Annotated in this window: 19 protein-coding genes, 4 tRNA genes, 2 rRNA genes and 1 riboswitch; of the genes, 5 read left to right on the forward strand and 20 right to left on the reverse strand. The window is 35.5% G+C overall.

From position 1 onward, the window contains the following. Positions 1-314 precede the first annotated feature (314 nt). On the forward strand, positions 315-851 hold the full coding sequence (locus tag ACAN52_RS20855; protein ID WP_378957028.1) for a flavin reductase family protein: 537 nt from the start codon (positions 315-317) through the stop codon (positions 849-851). Between the two features lie 287 nt (positions 852-1138). Here ACAN52_RS20855 and ACAN52_RS20860 read toward each other — a convergent pair whose 3' ends face one another. Then, positions 1139-2056 (reverse strand): ketopantoate reductase family protein, encoded by a 918-nt coding sequence (locus ACAN52_RS20860; protein WP_378957030.1) that lies wholly within the window; start codon positions 2054-2056, stop codon positions 1139-1141. Between the two features lie 286 nt (positions 2057-2342). Next, positions 2343-3689 (reverse strand): PLP-dependent aminotransferase family protein, encoded by a 1347-nt coding sequence (locus tag ACAN52_RS20865; protein WP_378957032.1) that lies wholly within the window; start codon positions 3687-3689, stop codon positions 2343-2345. Positions 3690-3830: 141 nt separating this feature from the next. Here ACAN52_RS20865 and ACAN52_RS20870 point away from each other — a divergent pair, with 141 nt between their 5' ends. Continuing rightward, positions 3831-5240, forward strand: a complete 1410-nt coding sequence (locus ACAN52_RS20870; protein ID WP_378957034.1) for a glycoside hydrolase family 1 protein — start codon at positions 3831-3833, stop codon at positions 5238-5240. A gap of 228 nt (positions 5241-5468) precedes the next feature. On the opposite strand, the gene ACAN52_RS20875 is transcribed toward ACAN52_RS20870, so the two are convergent. The 8 genes from ACAN52_RS20875 to ACAN52_RS20910 all read right to left on the reverse strand — a co-directional run bounded on the left by ACAN52_RS20875 (position 5469) and on the right by ACAN52_RS20910 (position 16446). Next, on the reverse strand, positions 5469-9125 hold the full coding sequence (locus ACAN52_RS20875) for a dynamin family protein (protein WP_378957035.1): 3657 nt from the start codon (positions 9123-9125) through the stop codon (positions 5469-5471). Positions 9126-9288: 163 nt separating this feature from the next. Beyond that, the gene (locus ACAN52_RS20880) at positions 9289-10692 is read right to left on the reverse strand and encodes a VWA-like domain-containing protein (protein WP_378957036.1); all 1404 of its coding nucleotides are present in this window, start codon (positions 10690-10692) and stop codon (positions 9289-9291) included. A 6-nt stretch (positions 10693-10698) separates the two neighbouring features. After that, on the reverse strand, positions 10699-11826 hold the full coding sequence (locus tag ACAN52_RS20885) for an ATP-binding protein (RefSeq protein ID WP_378957037.1): 1128 nt from the start codon (positions 11824-11826) through the stop codon (positions 10699-10701). A gap of 11 nt (positions 11827-11837) precedes the next feature. Then, the gene (locus tag ACAN52_RS20890; protein WP_378957038.1) at positions 11838-12641 is read right to left on the reverse strand and encodes a hypothetical protein; all 804 of its coding nucleotides are present in this window, start codon (positions 12639-12641) and stop codon (positions 11838-11840) included. A 212-nt stretch (positions 12642-12853) separates the two neighbouring features. Beyond that, positions 12854-13546 carry a DUF554 domain-containing protein gene (locus tag ACAN52_RS20895; RefSeq protein ID WP_378957039.1) on the reverse strand — a complete coding sequence of 231 codons (693 nt, stop codon included), beginning with the start codon at positions 13544-13546 and terminating at the stop codon, positions 12854-12856. Between the two features lie 94 nt (positions 13547-13640). After that, the gene (locus tag ACAN52_RS20900) at positions 13641-14459 is read right to left on the reverse strand and encodes a MerR family transcriptional regulator (RefSeq protein ID WP_378957040.1); all 819 of its coding nucleotides are present in this window, start codon (positions 14457-14459) and stop codon (positions 13641-13643) included. Between the two features lie 88 nt (positions 14460-14547). Next, positions 14548-15477 carry a 5'-nucleotidase gene (locus ACAN52_RS20905; protein WP_378957041.1) on the reverse strand — a complete coding sequence of 310 codons (930 nt, stop codon included), beginning with the start codon at positions 15475-15477 and terminating at the stop codon, positions 14548-14550. Between the two features lie 192 nt (positions 15478-15669). Further along, positions 15670-16446, reverse strand: coding sequence for a DUF429 domain-containing protein (locus ACAN52_RS20910; RefSeq protein WP_378957042.1), 777 nt, complete (start codon positions 16444-16446; stop codon positions 15670-15672). Positions 16447-16825: 379 nt separating this feature from the next. Here ACAN52_RS20910 and ACAN52_RS20915 point away from each other — a divergent pair, with 379 nt between their 5' ends. Continuing rightward, positions 16826-17419, forward strand: coding sequence for a phosphoribosyltransferase (locus ACAN52_RS20915; RefSeq protein WP_378957043.1), 594 nt, complete (start codon positions 16826-16828; stop codon positions 17417-17419). A 410-nt stretch (positions 17420-17829) separates the two neighbouring features. On the opposite strand, the gene ACAN52_RS20920 is transcribed toward ACAN52_RS20915, so the two are convergent. Then, complete coding sequence (locus tag ACAN52_RS20920; protein ID WP_378957045.1) at positions 17830-20151, reverse strand: ATP-binding protein; 2322 nt, start codon at positions 20149-20151, stop codon at positions 17830-17832. Between the two features lie 428 nt (positions 20152-20579). On the opposite strand from ACAN52_RS20920, the gene ACAN52_RS20925 reads away from it, so the two are divergent. Next, positions 20580-20831 (forward strand): DUF1657 domain-containing protein, encoded by a 252-nt coding sequence (locus ACAN52_RS20925; RefSeq protein ID WP_378957046.1) that lies wholly within the window; start codon positions 20580-20582, stop codon positions 20829-20831. Positions 20832-21086: 255 nt separating this feature from the next. Here the strand turns inward: ACAN52_RS20925 and ACAN52_RS20930 are convergent, their stop codons facing one another. The 3 genes from ACAN52_RS20930 to ACAN52_RS20940 all read right to left on the reverse strand — a co-directional run bounded on the left by ACAN52_RS20930 (position 21087) and on the right by ACAN52_RS20940 (position 24507). Then, the gene (locus tag ACAN52_RS20930) at positions 21087-21647 is read right to left on the reverse strand and encodes a phosphoribosyltransferase family protein (RefSeq protein ID WP_378957047.1); all 561 of its coding nucleotides are present in this window, start codon (positions 21645-21647) and stop codon (positions 21087-21089) included. 153 nt (positions 21648-21800) lie between these two features. Then, a riboswitch (purine riboswitch) is annotated at positions 21801-21904 on the reverse strand. A 388-nt stretch (positions 21905-22292) separates the two neighbouring features. After that, positions 22293-23876 (reverse strand): bifunctional metallophosphatase/5'-nucleotidase, encoded by a 1584-nt coding sequence (locus tag ACAN52_RS20935; RefSeq protein WP_378957048.1) that lies wholly within the window; start codon positions 23874-23876, stop codon positions 22293-22295. Positions 23877-23958: 82 nt separating this feature from the next. Then, positions 23959-24507 carry a DUF4337 domain-containing protein gene (locus ACAN52_RS20940; protein ID WP_378957050.1) on the reverse strand — a complete coding sequence of 183 codons (549 nt, stop codon included), beginning with the start codon at positions 24505-24507 and terminating at the stop codon, positions 23959-23961. A 389-nt stretch (positions 24508-24896) separates the two neighbouring features. On the opposite strand from ACAN52_RS20940, the gene ACAN52_RS20945 reads away from it, so the two are divergent. Next, entirely contained in the window at positions 24897-25103 is a 207-nt protein-coding gene (locus tag ACAN52_RS20945) for a hypothetical protein (RefSeq protein ID WP_378957051.1), read from the forward strand. Between the two features lie 288 nt (positions 25104-25391). Here the strand turns inward: ACAN52_RS20945 and ACAN52_RS20950 are convergent. The 6 genes from ACAN52_RS20950 to ACAN52_RS20975 form a co-directional block, all read right to left on the reverse strand. After that, positions 25392-25466, reverse strand: a tRNA-Cys gene (locus tag ACAN52_RS20950). A 7-nt stretch (positions 25467-25473) separates the two neighbouring features. Continuing rightward, positions 25474-25549: transfer RNA gene (locus tag ACAN52_RS20955), tRNA-Thr, on the reverse strand. 7 nt (positions 25550-25556) lie between these two features. Beyond that, positions 25557-25632, reverse strand: a tRNA-Asp gene (locus tag ACAN52_RS20960). A gap of 21 nt (positions 25633-25653) precedes the next feature. Beyond that, positions 25654-25729 (reverse strand) — tRNA-Lys (locus ACAN52_RS20965). A gap of 50 nt (positions 25730-25779) precedes the next feature. Next, a 5S ribosomal RNA gene (gene rrf, locus ACAN52_RS20970) occupies positions 25780-25896 on the reverse strand. 254 nt (positions 25897-26150) lie between these two features. Further along, positions 26151-26270, reverse strand: a 23S ribosomal RNA gene (locus tag ACAN52_RS20975); the annotation flags it as partial.

The following is a 26270-nucleotide window of genomic DNA, read 5'->3' on the forward strand; positions in this document are numbered from 1 at the left end:
TAATTACCGAAAGCTTAAATTCTTGACTATACTCTCTTTTAACCATCAGCATGCACCCCTTTGTATATAGTCTAATGTCCCCATCAGCTATTGTCCATTTTTTCAGATGCACTGCAGTCCTTTTTTGACAACTTTAGTGTGACAAAAAGGATCGTCCCTAACGTCCACCCCAACGTCCACCGCTATGTAAAAACAACGTATCGTCCATTCATACTCTCTTTTTGGTTAGTATCTCACAAAAAAGTGCATACTTGTTATTAATTGTACATCAGTTTACTATTAGAAACATCAAAGTTTCAAGGGGGTTTAACACTATGAAAAAAGAAATTGAAGTATTTGATTATGCTAATGATATTATGAAAGCGGTCAAAACAGGCGTTTTGTTGACCACAAAAGTAGATGAAAAAGTAAACTCTATGACTATTTCTTGGGGTACACTTGGAATTGAATGGTCAAAACCGATTTTTACAGTTTTCGTTAGAGAAAATCGCTTTACAAAACATCAACTAGAAAAAAATCCTGAATTCACAATAAATATACCATATGGTGCTTTTAACAAAGAGATATTGGGGATTTGCGGGACAAAATCTGGTCGTGATATTGATAAAATCAAAAAACTTAACTTGACACTTGAAACGCCTAATCATATTTCTGTTCCTGCTATTAAGGAACTTCCTTTAACCCTTGAGTGTAAGGTTATATATAAGCAAAAACAAGATGAGCGTGAAATTACAGAAGAAAATAAGAAGATATGTTACCCACAGGATGTCGATAGTTCATTTCATGGTGCAAACAAGGATTTTCATACCGCTTATTACGGAGAGATCGTGAGTGCATATATTATCCAATAGTATATTTTAAGACAAGGGACAGGTGTAGTGTTTTAAAACAATGCACCTGTCCCTTTATTTACTATAGCCTTAAACTACGCCGTTCCTCTCTGTTTAAACCAACTGTCTTCTCTTTGAACAAACTATCACATTTTGTTTGATAATGACGATCTATCAAAGGATAACGTTTTTTAAGAAAGAAGATAACCCAATATATTAACTTGAAATCTTTTTTCACCAGACAGCGTCTGGCTTTTTTGATACTTTTTAAAGTGTAACCCAGCGGTCTAACTTAGAACGAAGATCAGTTAATAGCCCCCCTGTTCATAAGGTTTGATTAATCCATAAACCGTTGTTATCGTAGGCAACTCCACTCCGGCTTCTTTCCCCAAACGTATGGCGGCTCCTTGAAGGCTTTCTACTTCCAGGGGCAACCCTTTTCGGAAATCCTGATGCATAGAAGAGGTGGATTCATCGGGCAGTAGCTTCATTCGGTCTATCGTCTTTTCAACAAAAGCAGATGGAAGGGTAACTCCCTTAGCAGCAGCTAATGTATGCATTTCCGTTAAAAGCAAGTGGTACACCTTCTTAGTAGGCTCCACCTTTAGTATCTCGTTGATGGGCAATCGGCTGGCGGTAGTGACACCAGAAAAAGCGGTTATGAATGCATATTTGCTCCATAGATCCACCCAAATCGAATGGCTCATAGTTACGGGCATCACTGCTGATTCTGCCAGTTTTGCAAAATGATGGCAAAACTCCGTCTGCTCTTCGTCTAAGATACCAAAGGTAATATCATGAAGTTTGCTGGTATGTATGATTCGGCCGTCCTTATCCAGGGTTGTGACAATTTGACATAGTCCACCGAGAATGTTTTTTTTGCCAAAGGCGTGCTCTAGTATTGCAAAATGTTCCACTCCATTTAACAGCGGTAATACCTTTGCTCCTTGCTCCACTAGTGGACGCAATGATTCAAGTATAGGTGCAAGATGATAATTTTTTACGGCTAACAGCACTAGATCACAGGCACTAATTTCCTTTACATCTACCGCAATCTGCGGCATTAATTGGACATTACCTGCAGGACTTTGGATGACAAGTCCGTGCTCTCGCAATTGCTTGGCTCTATTTTCCCGTACCAGAAAGGTAACCTCGAAACCAGCTTCTTGTAACCGGCCGCCAAAATATCCACCGACAGCCCCAGCTCCTACAACGACAATCTTCATTTACAACACTCCCTACTGATTGTAATTTTCTATTGGTCTCCTGTAAACGCGGCTTACTCTAACACTTTGATTTCTACTTTTATGCGACAAAACCTCCTTGCCCTATATATAGTCAGCTAACTATTTTTGTAGAGCCTTACCCTCATCGGGCTAACAGGAAAGGACAGAAAAAAGTTAGCTTTTCGAAATTGAAGGTAAGAAAGTGGTAGTTTATTATACAATTTCCAGTTGATGATGCCCTTAGTGCCAATGACTCAAACAGTCTGCTTTAGTCCGCAGGTTCGTCTTAACGGCGCTTCAATTCTTCATAGATTATCTCAAACCCCTTGTTAATCGCAGCTTTATTGGTACGCGCAATACTCAGTCGGATTCCTTTCTCACGCCAAGAGTTATTGATGTAAAAAGAGTAATTACTTCCACCAGCAATGAAAATATGACGTTTTTTTAGATTTTCAATAAACTGATTCTCATTCATATACTCTGGCAGCTTCAAATAAGAATAATAACCCGTTTTGCCACCGATGCATTTTATATTATAGGCAGCCAAGTTATGAAAATGGTTCTCCAGACATTGTAGTCTTTCAGAGAGCTCTTTTTTTATTGATTGGACATGTTTTTTTAGTATATTACTGCGAATATAAATTTCTAGCGTGGCTTGCGAGATCAAGGAAGCTGAAAAATAAGAATAATAATAGGAAAAACGTGTATGTTCTATAAAGATGGTTAAAAGGTCAGTGGGAATGACTACAATTCCCACTCGAATCCAGGGAAGTATTTTAGAAAAATTTTTTAAATAGATATGATGCTGATGGTCACCATAGGCATAGATGGGATCGTATTTAGAATCGAAAGAGATATCGCCGAAATAGTCATCCTCCACAATATATACATCATATCGAGCGGCTAGTTCAGCAATGGCTTTTCGTTGTGCTTTTGGATAGGTTGTACCTAATGGATTATGATTACGAGGAACAGTATAAAAAAATTTGATAGGTTCTTTTTTGAAAAGATCCTCCAATTGATTTAGATCAATTCCCTGCTCATCTCTGCGTATTCCGAGCACTTGGATACCAGAAAATTTCAGAAAATCGATAAAGTATTTATAGGTTGGTTGTTCAATCAAGATTGCACTCTTACCATTAGGAAAAGGCATTTGTGCCAAAATACTAAGTGCTGGTTGAATACCTAAATTAATAAAGACATTATTCATCGGAGTAAAGACTTGAGAATCTGCCAAGTACTTGACAGATAATTTTCGTAAGGATTCTACACCATAGACAGTATGTGATAAGGATAGATCCTGGTATATATCCGTAGCTCTATTCAAACAATGGTTAAGGTCAGGTATATGCATATCACGCATTAATAAATTACCAGTAGAGAAGTCTATTACCTCAGTATCAATGTTCTCAGTCCTAATGACATTCTCGACAATATAATAACCGCTTTGCGGTAGTGAATAAATGAGATGCTTATTTTTTAATGTTTCATATGCCTTAATAACAGTACCTTGCGAGCAACTGTATTTTTCAGATAAGTCTCTGACAGAGGGGAGTTTTTTATGAAGTTGATAGTCCCCTTCGTAGATACTATTTTCAATATCCATAGCTATTCGTACATAGATCGTATCCATACTAACATCCTTTCAACTGTACTAGTGCAGTTCTATTTTATCACAATTGCATTGCTATTTCGTATGAATATATAATGACTTATGAAAAGAAAATAATTCCCATGGTGAAGAGAGCAAACTGAAAAAAGGAGAATAAAGTATATGAAATTTCCTAAAGATTTTTTGTTTGGAGCGGCTTCCGCATCCTATCAAGTTGAGGGTGCATGGAATGAAGATGGTAAAGGAATATCCAATTGGGATTTGTTTTCGAAAATTCCTGGCAAGACATTCGAAGCAACCAATGGTGATGTAGCAATAGATCACTATCATCGGTATAAAGAAGACGTAAAATTGATGGCCGAAATGGGATTGGAATCTTATCGTTTTTCATTATCATGGCCCAGAATTATTCCTGATGGTGATGGCGAAATCAATCCCAAAGGTCTTGAATTCTATAATAATTTGATTGATGAATGTTTACATTATGGAATCGTCCCCTTCGTAACCTTGTATCACTGGGATTTGCCAGAAACCTTAGAAGCCGACGGTGGTTGGAACAACAAACGGACAATGAATGCATTCGTAAAGTATGCCAATATTTGTTTCAAAACATTTGGCGATCGTGTAAAACACTGGATTACTTTCAATGAAACAATCATATTTTGTGGTCATGGTTATCTGTTGGGAGCACATCCACCAGGGATATTGAGCGATCCTAAGAAGTATTTTCAAGCAACACATAATGTCTTTACAGCTCATGCTAGAGCGGTCAGTGACTATAAGAAAATGAAACAATTTGGTGAAATCGGTATTACACATGTATTTAATCCAGCATTCAGTATCGACAATAATGCTGAGAACGAAAAAGCTACCTATCATGCCAATCAATATTCCACAGCTTGGTATTATGACCCTATTCTGCTAGGAACATATCCAGAGTATGTTGTAAAACAATTGGCAGAGAAAGGATGGACCCCAGAATGGACAGCAGAAGAATTAGATATCCTTAAGGTCGCTGCACCACAAAATGATTTTATTGGACTGAATTATTATCAACCACAGAGAGTCGCAAAAAATGATATGTCGCAAGACTCCACGGATAAAAGTCGAGAACAGTCAACGGGTGCACCTGGTAATGCATCTTTTGATGGTGTGTATAAAACTGTAAAAATGGCGGATAAAGTATATACTAAATGGGGTTGGGAAATTTCCGCTGAAGGCTTTTTAGAAGGACTACGGATGCTAAAGATAGCGTACGGTGATGTTAAAATGTATATAACCGAGAATGGTTTAGGTGATGAGGATCCTATTATTCAAGATGAAATTGCCGATGTACCTAGAATCAAGTATATTGAGGAACATTTAAAAGCTGTGAAAAAAGGTATTCTAGAAGGCATTAATCTAAAAGGTTATTATGCTTGGTCAGTCATTGATTTATTGAGTTGGTTGAATGGCTATAAGAAACAATATGGTTTTATTTATGTAGATCATACTAATAATTTAGCACGAAAGAAAAAATTATCCTTCCATTGGTATAAGCAAATGATTGCTACTAGGGGAGAAGAATTGTAGTCACAATTCTTGCTAAGAAAATGTTGGACTACTCGGATGATACGCATTTGGAGAAAATCATATGGTAAATTTTAGATTTATTATATGATTTAGTTAAAGCTTGTTCAAAAAATCGAAAAAAATGGCATGATCCCTATTAAATAAGGGTTCATGCCATTTTTTCATAGTAGTTATTGTTTTCATTATTAGTAATGTTTTCTGTATTAGGTTCATTCCTGCTTTTATTCTTTATTTAAGTTCCGTCAAACTCTGCTGGATCTCCATTAATTGTTTAGCTGGAACTCCCCCATCTAAGGCTGAGAGTAAACTTAAATAAAAGTCATCCGTTTGTTCCGTCATATGCGAAATTAATTGCTTAAACTCACCCTCCATAACATCTCCATATAGAGCCTGCATCCGTTTTTGTTCATTCTCTAAATACGCATCTGTCTCTGTGTTAAGCACACGATAAATCTCATCACTCATTAATTTATTTTCATTTTTTTCAAAAAATGATTTTGGATTTTTAAAATAAGCCATTGCTTTTGAAAATAACCCATACTGAATCTCTTTGAAAGCTATTTCAAAATCAATTTGTGCTTTATTCTCAAATTCAAAAAGGGAAAAAGATAAATCCTGATTAATCTCACCAATCATTTCGACAAGCGTTCTCTGATACTCTGCTGTTATTTTTTCAGCAAAGCGGTCTAATCTTACAGTCGTTGCTCTCATTTCCTGTGCAAATTCAAAACCAATTTGTTCGAGCAATTCTTCAAGCGCATTCTGTAACGTTTTTTTCAGATTACGGCCATCATCGCGTAATACGCTAGGATTGAATGCTTCTCTAAAGAACTCATTAAAACGTAAAAATACCCGCTGCTTTATATAATAAATTAATGTTTCTGTTTCCTGGTATAGGCTATTTTTTAAATTTTGTGCTATTTGCTGCACAAGAATTTCGTTTATACCCGCTTTCTCTGCTTCTATATTTGCCCGCTTTTGCTGCTTAACCGCAGCATCTTCTTTACTGCTATCAATGAGCTTTGCTACTAAACGAGAAACACGGCTCAGTTCATTTTCCGATGCTCGAACCGCTAAGCTCGCCAAATCATTTGTAATAAAATGATAAAAAGCCTCCTCAAAAGCTGACATTCCTGAAACGGGAAGGTTTATCTTTTCTTGCTTTTCTTTCAGTGCCTCTAAGCTTGATAGTGGATATAAATGGGGATTTTTGACTCCATATTTTATTAGCTGTTCGTGAACATATAGAGTAACGGTTTCCTTTTCTTCCTCGCTATCGGCTAAATCAATGGCATTTATAATAAAAAACATTTTATCTAATTGAAATGAATCTTTTACACGCCCCAGCTGAATTAAAAACTCCCGATCTGCTTTTGAAAATGCATGATTATAGTAGGTTACAAACAAAATAGCATCGGAATTTTTGATAAAGTCAAACGCCACTCCTGTGTGACGGGCATTAATTGAATCCGCCCCCGGGGTATCAACTAAGGTAATTCCTTTACGGGTTAACGGACAATCATAATAAAGATCAATCCATTCGACAAAGCAAGATTTTTCTTCCATTGCAACATAATCACTAAATTCAGTGATCGTTTTTTCGAGTACCGTACCTAGCTGTCCGCTAAAAGCAGCATATCCACGGGTAAAGGCCTGCAAAAAAGCATAATTTGTCTTCTCGCCTGCACCCGTCTGGCTCAAATGCTCATTGAGTTTTTCTACTTTTATCATTGCATCAGCTAAGCTCTCCGCATGAAAATCAAATAATTTTAAGGCATGATTTACATCTTCGAGCATGGCACGTTCTTCTTTTACTTTAACGCGAACAGTCCCATGTGGATATGATTCATTGATCGGCTTAATTTTGTTTATTGCTGCTGTCATTGGATTTGGTGAAACAGGTAAAACTCTTTCTCCGAGTAACGCATTAGCAAAAGAAGATTTACCGGCACTAAATGCCCCGAATAATGCAACAGTAAAACCTTTATGATTAAGTCTTTCTGCTTTTTCTTTCAGTTCACCTGCAAGTTTCCTAAAGCCCGGCAACTCTTGAACAAGCTGCGCAGTCTTCTTCAATTTTTCAGCTGTCTGTTTCATCCGGTCTGAGGCGTTAGCGGGTAATGGAGTTTTCTCTTTTGGAATAGGCCTTTGCATCGGGAGACTCGTTTTTTTCTTTACCTGCTCTACATGCCCGGTTTCCCCATAAACTACCTCAAATTCCTCTTCTTCTAGATCAAACAAATGGAAACGGTCATCCTCCATCCCATTTGCTTCACTAAGTAGTGTTTCCAGCTTCCTTTGCTCAAGACTCTCAGCTGACTCATATTTTTTTACCTGTTCAAGTGCAGTGATATAACGCTTTAGGTTTGCTGATTTTTGGCTTAATCGTACTTGGCTGTCTGTATTTTTATCATGTAAAATATTTAGCATTTCGATTTTAAGCTCAGCTAAGCCGCTTTTAGCCAAACGTTTAATTTCGTTTGCCACATTGTCCGTATAATTTATAACATAATCGCCTGATAAACGTGCCCCCGTTTTTACAGCAGCGGATAATAATTCCTTTGAAAAATCAACATTAAAATTCTGGATTTTAGCAAGCAATTCTTTATTTTCTATCCGCTTTGCCTTTAAAAACCTCAATAGAAAATCACGAAGATGCCAATCTAACTGTGATTTTGTTTTTTCAAGTATCCCTTGATAAAAGAGATTCAACCTTTCCTCTCTCGTCGCTAACGTTTTTTGTTTTGTAAACAGCCATCCAACCTTAAATTTTGGCTCACATGACTCAAGATAGGACTCAGCGAGTGCCCTGGTTTCAAACGGCATTAAATAGGCATTCGCCATGATATTATTAACCTCAGAATCAAATTCCTTTTCTGCCTTTAGGGGCCCCTCTATTAAAGCGTTTTCCTCTTCACTCAGCCTGTCGTAGTTAACCGCTAACTCTTCCTGCTCCGCAACAGATAATTCATTTAAGACATCCTTGAACGGCTCTAGCTCCAGTTCCTTCTTCTTCTTTGTTGACTCCAAATGGTCTTTGATGATTTTTTGCAGGGAATGGAAAATAGATTGAAGGAGTAAGCTATCTTTCTCTTTTAACCGCTCCGCCAAAAAAGCCTGCAATTCTAAAAATTGATTATACTCATGGTCATCTTTTTTCAAAGAGGTATAAAAAATATCAGCCGGTTTTACTCCCCATGATGAGAAGGATTCAACCACACTTGTTTTAAATTCCGAAAAGGAAAGTTCCTGACTAGAATGCTTATCCACTTGATTAATCACAAGATAAACCTCTTTGCCAGCCTCTGTTAACTCTTTTGTAAACATAAAATTTAATTCTGATTGAACATGATTATAATCCATTACATAAAAAATCAAATCAGCAAGGTGAATGGCAGATTCAGTAGCAATACGATGAGCATCATCTGCAGAATCAATACCGGGAGTATCCATAATAACGGTTTGACTCGGCAGCTGGGAATCCGAATGGCTAATCTCAATTGACTGGATTTGATCCCCATCCTTGCAATAGTTTTTTACCATTTTATAATCATATGGAGCGAGATATAAACGAGGTTTTTCGTTTTTAAAAAATACCTTTACATACTCTTCTCCCGATTTGACTTTTACAAGATTGGCACTGGTTGGAATTGGGCTTGACGGCAGTAAATTTTCCCCCACCAAACGATTAATTATCGTTGATTTTCCTGCAGAAAAATGCCCGCAAAATGCAATGGCAAATTCCTCATTTACTAATTTACCTGCTAATTGCTTAACTTTGACCGCATTTTCTTGATCATTGTGTTCTATTAAATATTCATAAGCGGCTAAGAGCTTCCCCTGTAATGTTTGAATTGTCATTTGACGATTCGTAGTTTGGATCATAAACAATTTCCCCTTATAACAAACTTTATAATTCGTTCTATTTTACACTATATAATGACGTATAGGCAACGTTATGTTCTCCACTTTTGCCAACTTAGACTATATTCTCTATTTTAATGCAAAAAAATCGAAAAAAGAAGACCAACAGACTTTGATCTATTGGTCAATTAATTCTTTCTTGGTTAGTCATTGAATATCCATCTCTTATAACATCACTTATATCTAATACAGTATCTTTTATTTCAACAGCATTAAGTTTTTTAACTGTTCCATAAGCTTCTTTTAATGAAAGCTTATCTCCTCTCCCAGAAATAACCCATAAAGTTTTATACCCTCTAGGTATTGATAGAAGCTTATCTTCACCTTTACCATCAGTAAAATACACTAACAAATTAACCTTATTATGATTCGCATATTTAAAAACTGGAGTAAATCTAGTGCCTCCTCTTATATTAATTCTTTCTTTGATATCCTTTACAGATTTGACTTTATACACACGTCTAATTTCACTATCACATTCTAGAATCGTAATTTCATGATTATAATTTTTTACGATACTCAGCACTTCTTTAATGGCTTGATTAAATTCCTCATCACTAATGCTTCCACTTATGTCAAGGGCAACAGCAATGTTTGCTTTATGACTCCTAAGTTGACCTCTTAAATCTAATCGATCGGGCTGTCTTCTATTTCTTCTTGTTATCGTCTTCTTTTGATTACTTTCAACAGTTCCCATTAACCTCTTAAGATATAAATTCCAAGGCAATTCACCCTTGCTATTTTTAAGTGATGATATCATGCCTTCTAAATAACTTGGAATCGTACCTTTTTGAGAAGTATTAACAAACTTCTCCGTAAATTCTTTCAAGGTTTTTTCATCGATATCACTAGAATCTTCCCATATGTCATGGGTTTTTTCAGGATTATAATCAGTTTTTATTTGTTCATCCTTATGACTATCATCCTCTACTGCATCTTGATCTGCTTCGAGTAAGTCTATAGCACTTTGGATCTTTTCTACATAATACTCAAAGGGTTTAAATGGCAAGAGTTTTAAAGAATGATTTAAATTTACCCATTCTAATGTAGTAGCATAGGGTGGGAGATGATCTAAATATGCATTGACTACGATATCCATTGCCATATTAATGGCTAATGTTCCATAGCCGCTCTTAAGTTCTTTTGATCTTATTAAATGCATTGATAAGATATGGAGTATTTCGTGTTTAATTGTACTTTCCATTTGTTTTATAGTAAGAGTTAAAAAAATGATAGGATTAAAATAGATAACATAGTTAGCGCCTTTAAAATTCACAGCAGTAGGGCTACTGATATCAAATCTTATTTCTCTTGACATTTGAAACAAAAAATATCCATAGAAATTATCTTTGTCTTCCATAAGACTTAAATTGACTTTATCTACGAGGCTAAAAAACTCTTCTTTAAAATCTTTTGGTATAGTTAGCTTAGAGGGATTAGCGTTACGATTTTCTTTTAAAAAAATAGTAATTATTTTAGTTGCTTTTTCATAAAGCTCTTTCACAAGGGTTTCAAAATAAGTTTCCATGCATTATCACCTTATTAATTTATAAGATTCGAAATAGGATTCTACAAAGGCTTCATTTTCTATGGCATGTTTGTATACTTCAATATAACTATGTTTAATATCCTTCATGATTCCTATCATTAAGTCTACAGGATATAGTTTTAACAACTCAATTAATCGATCAATATAATAACTTGAGTCATCATGATCATTTTTTATAGTTGATTCTAAGTTTTTTAAAATATTCTTTGCGGATAGATAAAGTCTTGTATGACTTTCCTTTTTTATTCTTTCTATCATCGATTCATGAAGACAATCTCCTGAAAAGATATCTTCATAAGAGAGTAGTGAATGATGATCTGATTCAACAAAACTAACAAACTCTTCTGCAATCAATTTTCCTACATTTCCTCTTATCACATTTAAAAACACGGATCTAGGTATTGAATCTTTTTTCTCCTTATAAATTTTATAAATGCTAGAAATTCTTTCATAGCTTCTTGGAGTAGCTCTTATATCATTTTCATTTATTTTATGCAAATATTCTGGGAAGGTTGAGATAAACTCTATAACCTTTTCCTCAATTCCTGTATCGATTGCCCAATCTAACCACTGGATATAATCAGATTCCATATATAACCACACAAATCTATTTTCTTGCGCTGCATCCATATCGACAACTTGGTAATCAAAATCCGAACCATATTTACTGGAAGGATTCATCGCTGCTACTATTTTTACGTCTTTGTGTAATTGATAGCCATTAATTTCTCTATTTAATATTAAATTCATAAGTTCCTGTTGTACTGTATGTTCACAACGATTGATCTCGTCTATAAATAAAAGAACTGTTTTTCCTTTTGATATTTCTTCATCAATTTCTCTTAACTTATGATGAACGGCATAGGCTGTAGCTTTCTTTAGGGCCTTATCTCCTTTATGATTAACTCTTTCATAAGATTCTATCGTTGGCAGACCACCTATTTCACCTTCTTTCAGGAGATTCCCATCAATAACAAATAAACTCCAATTATTTTCTGTAGCAATTTCCTTGGCTAAAGCTGTTTTTCCTATTCCGCTTTCACCAACAATTAAAGGAACCTCTCCAGTAGATAGTACTAAATCAACACTTTTTAATGTGGCTATAAAATTCATTATTTTCTCTCCTATATCATCTTCAGCTTTTCATCTACAGCTATTTTTTTTGCCTTTTTACTTCCATATTTGTAAATAAACATGATCTTATCGATTGGCATAATGTCACTATTCTTATCGATAGCACTATAATTTAAATAATCTCTCACATATTTTTCTTCAATATGTTCATTTGATAATGCTTCTTTTAACACTTGTTCTAATTCATCCTTAGATATTTCTTTCATAACATATTTAATCACTAAAATATTTACCTTCAGAAATTCTAACATTTTATTTTTATCTAAATCATTTATAAATCGAATCGCCTTCTCATTATTTTTAATAGCAATAAGCTCTGCATTATGTGTAGGTGAATTTATATATCGCAATGCATCATAACTAATTTTTACAGCCTCTTCTTGTACACGCGCGTAAGGTTCTTTTATAAACTTTATTGAATCGTAATTTCTACTTACAGCTAATAATTGCAATTCTTCACTTGGATGAGTAACATATTTAATTGCCCATCCAGCTTGATTTATCGCTAATTTAATTAACTTATCCGTTGGATTTTTAATATACACTAAGTTAACCCATCCGCTATTTATAGCTTTTATCATCATGTCTTCTGTAGGGTTATTTATAAATTCAATCGCTCGAGCATTATTGTCGATAGCTGATTCTTGCATCTGACTAGTTGGATTATCTATATATTTTAACGCAAGTCCATTTTTTTTAATAGCTAATAACTTCATCTCATCTGTAGGATTATCAATGTAGGCTATAGCATTAGGATTATCCTTTATCATTTCAATAAGCTTTGATTTTTCCATAATGTTAATTTCCTTCTGTCATTATTTTTATAATATGTAATGATTACTTAGTATGATTAATATGCTTTTAAGTTAGTCTAAATGGAATCATTATACCACTGTATAAAAAAAGGGTCTATAGATCTAAAAATTCTGGCAATACCTTTTGGAATCGGAATTATACTATCTTCACTATTCATGGCAGAAATAGTATTTTAGATCATCATATCTTGTTATATGATTTTTTCTATCCAACATAAAAGTGGGGTAATAAGAATGGAAGGTAAATAATTTGCTACTTTAATCTTGGCAATACCAATCAGGTTTAATCCAAGTGCTATTATCATTAGAGAACCCACACATGTAATTTCAGAAATAACGGAATGAGTAAGAATCGGTTGTAATAATTGTGCCGATAAGACAATGGCTCCTTGAAAAATTAAAACAAAAAAAGCAGAAAATAATATACCAAGTCCGAGACTTACTGACATCATCGCAGATGATATCAGATCAAGCATTGATTTAGTAAAAAGCATCTTATTGTCTCCAGAAAGTCCTGCATTTAATGAACCAACGATTGTCATAGCACCTGTACAAAACAGAAGACTTCCCGTAACAAAACCTTCTGCAATTGAAACTGAGTTGGCTGAAGAAGTCTTACATCGGCTTCCAAGATCCTCTCCTAATACATTTAATCGTTTATCAATGTCTATCAATGTTCCTATAATGGTACCAATGACTATAGAACCAATAAGTATTAAAGGGTTTTCACCCTTTAGCGTTCCCACCAAGCCAATATAAACGGTACACAATCCGATCCCAACCATAACTGCATCGGCAATTTTTTTAGGAATTCCTGTTTTAAATAACAACCCAACAAGCCCGCCTATAATAACAGCAATTGTATTTACTATTACACCTATCATTTTGTATCGTCCCCCTTAATTCATTTAACAATAATATAAACCCTCTAGTAACTAGAGGGTCAATAAGAAAAACGATTAAATCAATTATAACAATTTACCTGTGGGTATAAGGCAATACTATTTCAGTAACGTATTTATCCCTATCATTAGTGATACCATAATCAATCAGCGTAATCTCAATAGAATCACCGGTCAACTCATAATTATGCTCGTTCATATATGCAAATAATTTTCGGTAGTAACGTGAGGAATCCATATGGGTTCCTTTAAAACGAATCTGCAAACAATTTCTAGAGGGAAAGGTTCTTTCAGACGTAGCGAATTGGTCTTCATCTTCTAAAACCATAAAAATACTAGAATATCGATCAAATTTATTGGACTTTAAATCAGGAACCGAAATAGATATACCGATTTTTCCCAAAAATATTTCCCCATCTATACCATGATTTGTACTTAATTCTGAAATAGGATATTCGATATCATCTCCAAGAACATATTCACGACGTAAGTAAGCAACACGCCATTCGGGTATCTTTACTTCAAAAATTGTGTCTAATGGAGTAGTAACGGCATCCTCAATTTGCGTTAGACGTCGAGAAATTTTACGTTCTATTTCTTCTAACTCCCTCTTTTTCCCATTAATTTCATTTTGTTTCTTTTTTAACATTTCAACAAGAGTATCAATTTCACGATAGTTATAAAAATCTAGCATCCTATTGATAGGCACACCTAAAGTTCTTAAGTATTTAATTGAATTTAATCTCTCAAACTGCTGGGTTGAATAGTATCGGTAATTATTCTGCTCATTCGTATATTGAGGTTTTAAAAGACCAATTTCATCATAATATCTAAGTGTTGCAATTTTGACATGAAATAATTTCGACATTTCTCCAATAGTAAAAAATTCTTTCATTATTAATCTCCCATTTCACCACAGAAGGATATTGATAAGCCTAACAAATACTAGAAATTCTATTATATATCTATAAGCCAATCCAAATTTATTCCACTAAATCAAACTCTTTTTTATTCTTCACACCACTTGGTACATGCCCTGTTGGTACAACCTTGGATGCATTAAGACAATATGTATGTTGGTCATCAAAAAAAATGTGGGGATTAAAACTTTCTAAAATAGCTGCCTTATCTAATCCACCTAAGAAAAATGCTTCATCAACACCAATGCCCCATGCCCGTAATGTTTTTATTGCTCTTTTATGTGCGGGTGCATTACGAGCCGTCACCAATGCTGTTCTTATTGGCTTCTGCTTTTCATTCTTATAAGCTTTTTGTAAATTATTTAATGCTGTTAAAAACATTTTAAAAGGACCAGGAGCTAAAGGTATTTCACACTTTTCTTTTTCATTCCGTTGAAATTCAATTAATCCCATGTCTTGATATATTTTTTCGGCTTCATCACTAAATATAACAGCGTCACCATCAAAAGCTATCCTAATCTCCTGTAAATCATCATTCCGCTCTGAATAGATTCCCTCATAAATCGTAGCACTAGCACATCCATTTTCCAGGGCAAGCATTACATCCTCTGGATTAGCAGATAAAAATAAATCTGTATTAAATGCTTGTAGATATTTATAAGGTGATCTCCCCCTAGAAAATGCTGCCCGAGTAATTTCCAAGCCATGTTTCTCAATAGAATTGAATACCCGTAGCCCCGTATTAGGATCATTCTTAGAGATCAAAACTATTTCTACCATAGTTTCTTGGGTTGTAGGATTACGAAGTTCTAATAATTTCTTTATCAATGGAAATGCTACACCATACTGCAGTAATTCATTCTCATGTTCTATCTGGTATTTAGTATACTCCTCCTCTCCTTTTTCTTCAAAAATCTTATTACTTTCAGCTAAATCAAAAAGAGCACGGGAAGATATAGCAATTACCAGTTTATCATCTAATGTAAAAGACATAGCCAATCTCCTTGTATTTTAATCTTAAAATCTTACTAAATGGCTACCACTACTTTATTATTTCTATTGTTTATAATAGCATTGTTTAATAGACAAATAATGTCCATTCCAAAAAAACGTCAAGGTGATTACTTAAGTATACCGCTCTCTGTCCTATCTTTTAAAATATTTCAGTCAGATCAGTTAGCTCTTTTAAAACTTTCTACTATATGCGATTTCCATAGGCAATCCTCTGCTGTCTTTTTGAGGTTGCTCTGGAATGGTCTCAAATCCATGTTCCATACCAATATGGCCAATAACTGCCAGCACCATAGCATCAACAAAATCATCAATCAATACCTTTGGATAGTGAGCTATGATTTCACACAGTGCATTTTCTGTATGCTTAAAATGCTGATTCAATACGACTTTGCGTTCATCTAGACCGACACGTTCACTTTTTTTACTTAGAAGTGGCTTACCATGATTTAATAGCGCAAAGCCATATTCAGGGTGTGATTCCCGTAGGCGACCGATATATTGGGGATTATCAAATAAGAACTGATCAACTTCTCGTATTTTGGGGGTAAAACCTAGAGACTGCTCTGATAAGCTTTTCCCTAAGAACTGAAGATTAATCTTTTTTGCATCTTGTTTATCTTGAGAATAAACAGCTTGCCTACACGGCGTGTTAAATACACTGGCTGATTTCCCTTTTAGTCTGCTTCTTAGTTCACGATCAGGCCTTGCAATCTCATCTTGGTTATTTTCAGGTAACCCAACTGGAATATCAATGAGCAAACAATCCGCATCATAATGTTCAGCCATGAGTTCCGTAATATTACGATATACACCAAAACCATAACTGCCGCATGAATCTTGCCAGAAAGCCGCCCAACCTTGGTATTTCCCTGTTTTTTTACAACTGTCAATCCCTATACACTTGTAACTGTTAATTCTGCATACCACATTATTCAGAAACTGTTCCACCTTTCGTTCTTATCTTGCGTTCCAATCTATTATACCATTTTTAAAAGTGCTTTCTTCTTTCTGTCTACTATACAAAAATCATATCAATTCATGTGATTCAGTTACTCTATGAGTCTGCCCCCATTCCCCTCGAAAAGGGATAAAATATCTTGTTATGTAGAAAAATATATAGGGAACGCATTAAAAAGTTTATCAGGAGGATCACCATGTTTAAAGACAGGACTGAAGCAGGAACACTATTGGCTGAAAAACTGAAGACTTTACATCTTAGCAATTTATGTTTACTAGCAGTACCTAGAGGCGGTGTGGTAGTAGCTGCCCCCATTGCAGTAACTCTGGATACAGTCATTAACTTATTGGTTNTGAAGCAGGAACACTATTGGCTGAAAAACTGAAGACTTTACATCTTAGCAATTTATGTTTACTAGCAGTACCTAGAGGCGGTGTGGTAGTAGCTGCCCCCATTGCAGTAACTCTGGATACAGTCATTAACTTATTGGTTACCAGAAAAATAGGTCATCCCGCTAATGAAGAAGTAGCCATCGGTGCAGTTATGCCAGATGGCAGCGCTATTTTTGATCAAAGAACAATAAGTAATATCGGTATTACCGATGATAAAATGGAAGGAATGATTAAACAAGGCTATTCTGAAATTGTAAGACGTCAACTGCATTATATAGGTTCAACTGCCATTCCTGATATGAATGGTAAAGAAGCTCTCATCGTAGATGATGGAATAGCCACTGGTTATACCATTCGCGCTGCCATACAATGGTTAAAAACATTAAATCCATCAAAAATTATTGTTGCAGTACCCATTGCTCCACCAGATGTTGTAGCTAATTTATCCCAAGAGGTTGATAAATTTATATGCCTTGTACAACCTGATCCTTTTTCGGCTGTAGGTGCATATTACAAAGATTTTTCAGAAACCAAAGACCAGGAGGTTATGCAACTACTCCAAATGAAGTAATCATGGCTTTATTCAAATTGAAGTCATATTTCCCTTTTCGTCCTATAAAATATACTCCCTTCATAGAAACAGTTTTTTTATTTCAACTGTCTATTATAAAGGGAGCATCTCATATAGCTTATTTTTTTACATTATCATTTTTAATTTCGCCCTAAGAAACTAAAAACAAAGATTGATATAATTAGAAGAACTTTCACCCAAAATTGGCTACGTTCACTTTTCCCTTGCATCATTTCAAATCCTCCCAATTCTTTAAATAGCAAAATGTCATATTAGAATTAAGATTAGCCTTTTATCTTCAAAAATCCTGTTTTTTCTTTGAATAGCAATCAGTCAAATAATAAGTTCTAAGCTTTTAGATAATCTTCTTCCTCGCTCACCGATGCTACCAGAGGGATATTACATCAAAATTATTTTAAAACATCATCGGTATAAACTGCTGACGTTATATACTTTTGAATGATATCCAAAACTTGATTAATGTTAATTGGTTTACTAATATAATCATCCATACCTGCTTCCAAGCATTTTTCTCGATCGCCTTTTAAGCCATATGCAGTCATCGCTATAATCGGCGTACGAAATTTCATATTTTTCTCTATTAATCTAATTTGGGTCGTTGCCGAATAACCATCCAAATAAGGCATATTGATATCCATTAAAATCATATCAAACTTTTCTTTTTCGAAGGCATCAATTGCCTCCCTCCCATTTTCCACTGCAATCACCTTAAAACCATTTTTCTCTAATAGTATAGTTACCAAGTTTCTACTTACTAAATCATCTTCAACGAGAAGCACTGTTTTAAGCTCTGAATTTTCATATTGAAGGAGTTCATGATGGGTAATCTCTTCCTTAGGGACTTCTACTTCATCATGAACTCCAAATACGGCTGTAAAAAAGAAACGGCTCCCTACCCCTTCTCTACTTTCTACTCCGATTTCTCCATTCATGATTTCAATCAGCTTTTGGGAAATCGCAAGTCCAAGCCCCGTTCCACCAAATTGTTTTGTGTGGGAATCATCAATTTGGCTAAATCGTTTAAACAGCTTATCAAGTTTATCATCTGCAATTCCAATTCCAGTATCAGTTACCACAAACCTTAATCTTAATTTATCCCCATACTTTTCCTCAATCTTAATATCAATCACAATTTGACCTTGTAAGGTAAATTTAACTCCATTACCCACTAAATTAGAAAGTACTTGTCGTAATCGCACTGAATCACCAATGATCGTACGTGGTACATCCTTGTCAATGTTTAATGAAATAGATAAGCCCTTCTGTTTTGCCGCAATTGTAAATAAATCAATCACTTCATTCGTTGTTTGACAAATATCAAAAGCGGCCTCTTCTAGCTCGATTTTATCTGCTTCAATTTTTGAGTAGTCCAGAATGTCATTTAACACTCGAAGTAGTGCCATAGTTGATGATTTTACAACAGTTAGATATTCTCGCTGTTTTTCTTCTAAATTGGTCATTAAGGTTATATCTGTCATCCCAATAATTCCATTCATAGGTGTCCTGATTTCATGTGACATATTGGCAAGAAATTTGCTTTTTGCGACATTAGCCCGTTCTGCCTCTTCTTTAGCCTTTAATAAGGATTGCTCCGCAGATTGCCTTTCCATAATTTCTTCTTCCAATGTTGTATTAATATCCTGTAATTCCATGGTGCGTTCCGCCACCGTGTTTTCCAGCTCAGCATTAAAACTCTGGAGCTTTAAGTTCAACTCGCTAATTCGTGCATTGTAATAAAGTTGCTTTTCCATTCGGTTTATCAGCAAGTTACAAAATATCAGCAAAAATAGGCTCGATAATAAAGCCCCCAGGATATATCCTTGTTTACGCTGTTCATAACTAAACAGAGCCTCTTTACCAGATTTACCGACCACGACTGCGAGGGGATAATCGGGCATTACGCGATAACTGATTACACGCATAGATCCATCCATGAAGCTATTTGTGATGTATGTGCCATAGGCGCGTCCTGTTTGGAGGTGATTCCACAATGAACTACCTTGCCTAAAATTTAAACCGCCTCCCGTAGTATCATCATTAACCCGACGGATCCTCACAATCCCATCCATACCAACTAACATAGTCAATTGATCCTGACCAAGCTGCATTTTATTGTAAAAATCAAGAAAGTAATCTGTCTTTAGTCCGATATAAACGATACCACCAAAGGATCCATCCGGTTTGTTAATACGTCGGCTCAGTGGAATGATACTCTGGCCTAAATTCTTGGGTTGAATTGGCGATCCAATGAACAATGTCTCAGTAACGGAGTCACGATGAGCCTGGAAGTATGCTCGATCAGAGTAGTTCGTTAGAGGGAGCCCCTTAATGAAGCTTCCAATTAGGAATCCTTGTTCATCGTAGATGGCAATTTGATTGCGGAGGGCATCATCTCCTATGTTTTCAAGGTAATCGGCAACGACTTGGCTTAAAATACCATCTCGTTCATAAGCGTATTTCAGTTTAAGTAAGTCTTTATCAGCACTGGCTACGATTCTCCGCTCGTGTTCTTCAAAAGCAATTGCCAAATTCATAGTTTCCGTAGAAGCTTCGGCTATCGCTTTGTCATAATCATAGCGAGTTTGATAGCTAACATAAATCCACAGACCACTTATCAAGAAGATCGCTGTCAAGATAATGAGCCATGTATATCTAGATAACCGTCGTCCTTTGATATTCTCCGTAAAACCCAAAACATCGAATGGATTCAATAGATTCCCCTCCTTTCCTTAATCACTTCTATAAATTTTTCTTGATCGTTTAACATTTTCTCATATTTCTACTAAATCCAAAATAATCCCTTCTTTTTACTTAAAGCATCAAAATTTGGATAGTATTACCCGCCTAATATACGAGAAAAACACTGTTAACATTATCTTGAATATTAACAGTGTTTTTCTCGTATATTATTTATTACCCTGTCTTGTTATACTACAGAGGATTTTTTATTTCAAATTGGTGAGTACCAAAAACAATTCTGTCATCTGCTGTATCTACCGACAGCTACCACAAAGACAAATCGTATCCATTCAATCATCTCCAGCTGTTTTAATAAATATAATAGTCCCACTAAATCCCTGATATAAAGCGCATCAAACTGTAAATAATAGTAGAGGATTAACTTTAAGGAGGTACTATAATGACAGTAAAAAAAGATTTGGAAAAAGCTCTGGCTGCAGCAGAATCGGCAAAAGGCACTTACGCCACATTTGAGACGTCTACAGACGATAAGAGCGCTCAACAAATGTTCCAAAGTATGTCCCAAGATATGGATCGGCATATCAGCCAGCTCAATAGCCGTATTGGTGTTACAGCACAAAACCAATTAAATTCAGCATCTAGTAGTACTACTAGTGCTATTACCAGCAATCAGCAAGAAAATTTTCAATAGCTAACTATCGTAATGACAGATGAAAACTGAATTGTTGACGTTCGATTAACTATAAAAGGCGTAGCCAGATCTCACAATCTGGCTACTAGCTTTTGCTCTACATAACTATACTGTAATAAAATATTGAATTTAGAAGAATAGTTTATAAGAGCTTCGACTACAGCGTGCTACGGAGACTCTTCTTTTCGGAGCATTTTATTAAATAGAAAGAAGACATCTCACTTAAATTTGAGTGGCATAGAGGTTGGATTGCTTTTATATTTTAGCTAAGTACTTAATAGGTACTGACAAATCGCTTTTCATTTTTTTGTAATGCTCACCCTTCACCAAAATTACCTGTATTCCGGCAATCTCTACTCCTAGATTTCTTAACTGTGGAACTATGGCGTAAATTGTCCCACCTGAGCTAATGACATCATCAACCAGCAAAACCCTATCCCCTGATTTAAACCCAGCAAAACTAATATAATTCTCATTATATGCCGTTTCTCGCTTAATACTATCTGCTGCAGTTTGATTATCTTGAGTACTCAGCCGCAGAATGTTAATAGGTTTATTTAATCTATATGCTGCCAACATTCCCCAAGTATGACCGCCAGGTTCCGGCGAGACCAAATAATCAAAGTTTGAGAACTCTTCTGTTATACTTTGTGCTAAATTCTCAGTTATCTCAGTAATTAACTCTGGCTCGATAAACGTCCCGCGCTCACCAAAGGCATATAATTTAAAATTATAATCTTCCCCATCATTTTTCTTAATCTTAACCATTTGCGCAGCTTCGATTGCTGCACGTAAATTATTCTGCTTTGTTAACATACCTTTCCCTCCACTAATGTTATACTTCTGTCAGCGATTTATTAAGTCAATAAAAAAACTAGGAAACAATAAGCAAAATAGACCTACCTGTTTCAATCATCTGCCATAACATGCCCAACCCTTTAACACGTTATCAACTAACTAATAAACAGAGTACTATCCTTTGCTTCTTGTAGCCTAGGGCAATTACTGGTTGCCTGGTAGAAACGTTCATTCCATATTAATGAACTTATACAAGAAAAAAGACGCACTAACAAGAACAATAATTCTCGCTAATACATCTTTGTATTATAATACTAATCTATTAAATTTCATTAACTATAACAATATTTATTTTTATTGTCAAGTTTTTTTCATAATAGCACTTAACAATCATAAAAGCAGTAAAAGCTGAACTTAATAAGGGTGTATCATTTAAGTAATGGCGCACCACATGACTCACACATCTTCTGAATTAATTATAAATTCTAAATAAAGATAAATAAACGGCAATTCTGCGAGATGAACTCCAACAAACTTAGTGTTATATTTCTGATAGGCAAATCTTGAATCATCAGGGCGGCTGGAAACCACACCATAATCCACCAATTAAAGTAGAAATCAACCTCACGTCTATCTTTGGTATGTCCTTGATTTAACTATTTATTAGGCAGCAATCGCTAAGACATTCATTGCAGTAGGTTTGATCTCCATAAAACGATTATCACCATTGAAATCAATGATTTTTAGTTTTTTAATGGCAGTAACGAACATATCTCTCAATGGTATGTATGTATCCGTTTGCCGATTCCCCTCTTTAAACATGGTAAAATTGTCGCCGCCTGCAGCCATAAAGTCGTTCATCACAATCTTGTAGTTTCTAGTAAGATCAAGAGGGGTACCATCTAAGAGGGTAACCTTAATACGTTGGTCATCAGTCTGCTCTCTATCATAGATTACTTTTAGCCCGGAAAACTGTACCATACCTATGTTACGATTCCCAATACCATGGTGCAGAACTTTCATGACTTGAGCACCTGTCATTTCTACTGTAACTAAAGTATTATCAAATGGAAATACTTCATAAAGTTTACCCATAGTAATATTGCCCGCAGGAATGTTCGTTCTGATACCACCAGCATTTTCGAAAGCTATATCAGCAGCAGTGGCCTCCCGCATTGCATCGGCTGTCCATTGACCAAGGAGTGACAATTGCCCAGCCTCCCGGTCATGGCTCAGTTCTCTTATTGTACTACCAAGAATAGTATTTTTGACTGGAGCAATTTCAATTTGAGCCTTATTAATGATTCCTTCAACTTCTTTCTCAGCAGTTAATCCATCAAAAGGTAATGGAATCGTATCAGCACTAGACACTAAAATCTGCCTGGTGCTTTTTTTAAATAAGAAATTTATTTTACCAACAGCTCGGCCAAAATAATTAGCCTGAACAATTGGGACACCATTGACTGTTCCATGAACAAATTGATGAGAATGACCTGATATAACGGCATCAATATGGTTAGTATTTTCTAACATATCAGTAACTTCCCCTGTGATTTCACCTGTTGTTTTATCCATAAAGCTACTCATATGAGATAAAACAATAATAACATCTGCGTTTTTTTTCTTAAGTTCAGGTATCAGGGCATTAACAGTTTTTGCAGGATCTTCAAATAAATAAGCTGACATAACTTTAGGACTGGATTTGTAAGCTGTTTCTGGTGTCGTCAAACCAATTACGGCAATTTTAATGCCATCACGTTCAAAAATTGTATATGGTGTAACAAAATCAGCTGACTTACCAGTTTTTTTGTCAAGAATATTAGCAGAGATATAAGGAAAATGGGATTGAGCAATCCGCTCTTTCAATATAGCTACACCCCAGTCAAATTCATGATTGCCAATGGTCATGGCATCAAAACCAACGGCATTCATAACCTCTACTACTGTCTTACCATATAAAAGATTAGAATCAGGGCTTCCCTGAAACATGTCACCAGCACTCAAAATCAAGGTCCCATTTGGATTTTTTCCCTTCATCACCTTTAGATACTGGGCTATTTTTGCAGCACCAGGGTTTTTACCATTTTCCACTAATGCTCCATGAAAATCATTCATTGTGAGGATTTGTATATTTACTAAATCTGTGGTCATTTCAGATGCAGCTGCAGGATGAACGGCCACCATGAATGAGAAAAATAAAGTCACTAGGATAATCTGCAGTGTAGTTTTTCGTAAAAATGATTTCATAATCTTCCCTTTCTTAACTTATATATTTTTCCTGCAACGACCTTTTTCACTATGATTTACCATTTCATAACCAGTATATGATTTAAACGATTGTTGCCATTGTATAAATAAACATGATTACACCTGTTCCTCCAGCAGCAAGCCCCATATACCAGTAAAAAGTTACTTTGTTAATGGAAGCCAATGAGGATAATAAAATACCAATTTGCAGGAAAATTAAAGCTTGTCCAAAATTACTGTTGTACCCTTGAGAAGCATCCCGTATACCTTCTAACCGCTTAGCCTCTACAGTGATATCATTTTTTTCTTGTTTATAACGCGCTATCTCTTTGTCATACTGTATAATTTTTTCTTTATAGCGTTCCGTTATGCCTGTTTGTTCCATGGTTAGTTCTACCATATCTCGTTGAGCTTGTATCGTTGTTTCTTTAATACTTTTAGCTTGATAATAAGCCCACTGATCAGAAGCTTGGCTCTGGGCTAAAACCATTTTATTGCCATAACCTGCCGCTTTAAATGCAGTCAACGTTGCACACACTGCCAAAATCAAAGTCGTCACTGCAATAAAAGTATTTATATTTTCTTTCCATGATTTTTTTACTGGCATTTCACTTGATTCCTTATTTTCCATAGATAATACTCTCCTTATTTTTAGTAGTTTTTATTGCATTAATGTACTGTAGATACAGTGCAATGGCTAGCTTTAGATAACTTATCTACTTATATTCGCTATGTCACAATAATATCCTTGAAAATTTGATCACGAAAAAGTTAACACGCAATCTTAACTAGAGAAGATAAAAACCTTATAACGATCTAGTCTTCAGATAAATGTATAACCATAAGCAACTTTATTTCTTTTCCTAATAGATAAAACGAATATCACTAATTACAAATATCAATTTTACCTTTTCATTTTAATAGTGTACTATAAAGAAAGGAAAATTGTAATGATTCCAAAATTAATGAATAATAAAAATTGTCGTAATTTTAACAAAGGAATCTAGGAGGCGTATTGACTTGAAAAAAAATATACTCATCAAGCAAATTATTGGAACTGATTCGATGAAGCAAGATCTGTCAACTGGAGTTATGGCGCAGACTTGGAAAGATACAATGCTGAGTCGCAAGGATGAAAGTTCATTTAGTACCGATAAGGCTGAAAAAAGAACGCAACCTATTGACGAATTTCGATATAGCCAACGATGTTATTGCGGTATTAATTAAATCATAGAATAAAAAATATCTTAAAACTTTATTCTGACATTCAATTTTTTTCATGCAGTTCTTATCTGTTTATGGGTAAGAACTTTTTTATTTTTCTATGAGCCATTATTCAAGTTGTGCCAGCCTAGCCAAGTGGAAGGATAAGTTACTTAATCCTTCTGATGAATAAATAAACTCGCAAGCATGACTGCTTGCGAGTTTTATTAACAAAATGATTTAATATAATAACACCAATAGCGTTCCTAGATAATCGTTGGTTTTGTGCGAAGGAACGGACTTGAACTAAATTGGAGGCGGCACCCAGATTTGAACTGGGGAATAGAGGTTTTGCAGACCTCTGCCTTACCACTTGGCTATGCCGCCGATTGAATGGAGCTGGAAACAGGACTTGAACCCGCAACATCCTCATTACAAGTGAGGTGCTCTACCAGTTGAGCTATTCCAGCATAGTAATGGCGACCCAGATCGGATTTGAACCGACGACCTCCGCCGTGACAGGGCGGCATTCTAACCGCTAAACTACTGGGCCACATAAGTATATTCTAAAAAATGGTGACCCACGATGGGCTCGAACCATCGACACCCTGATTAAAAGTCAGGTGCTCTACCAACTGAGCTAGTGGATCATATTGTTTTTAGCGAAAACAAAAGGCACTCATAAAAGAATGAGTGCCTTAACCAGCAACTACCTATCCTCCCAGGTCGTTTCCAACCAAGTACTTTCGGCGTATAAGGGCTTAACTACTGTGTTCGGTATGGGAACAGGTGGGACCCCTTAGCTATCGTCACTGGATAAAGTGAAGCAGCGCACCAAATCTTTGATAAAAGATTTGTGTAAGTCGCTTCGTTAGCATCGAAATGCTAACATCATTTAAACTCCGTAGAGCTCAAATGTTTGAAAGATATGCTCTCTCAAAACTTCACAGAAGCAGCGCACCAAATCTTTGTTAAAAGATTTGAGTAAGTCGCTTCGTTAGCATGTTAATGCTAACATCAAAAGCAAAAGTATTTTAGGATTAATTGAGTTAGCACAACGTGCTAACGGATTAAGTCAAGCCCTCGACCTATTAGTACCAGTCAGCTGAATCCATTGCTGGACTTACACACCTGGCCTATCAACCTTGTCATCTACAAGGGGTCTTACTTCTTACGAATGAGAGATCTCAT

The organism is Pelosinus sp. sgz500959, assembly GCF_042610375.1.
In the GTDB taxonomy this organism is placed as follows: domain Bacteria; phylum Bacillota; class Negativicutes; order DSM-13327; family DSM-13327; genus CTSoil-075.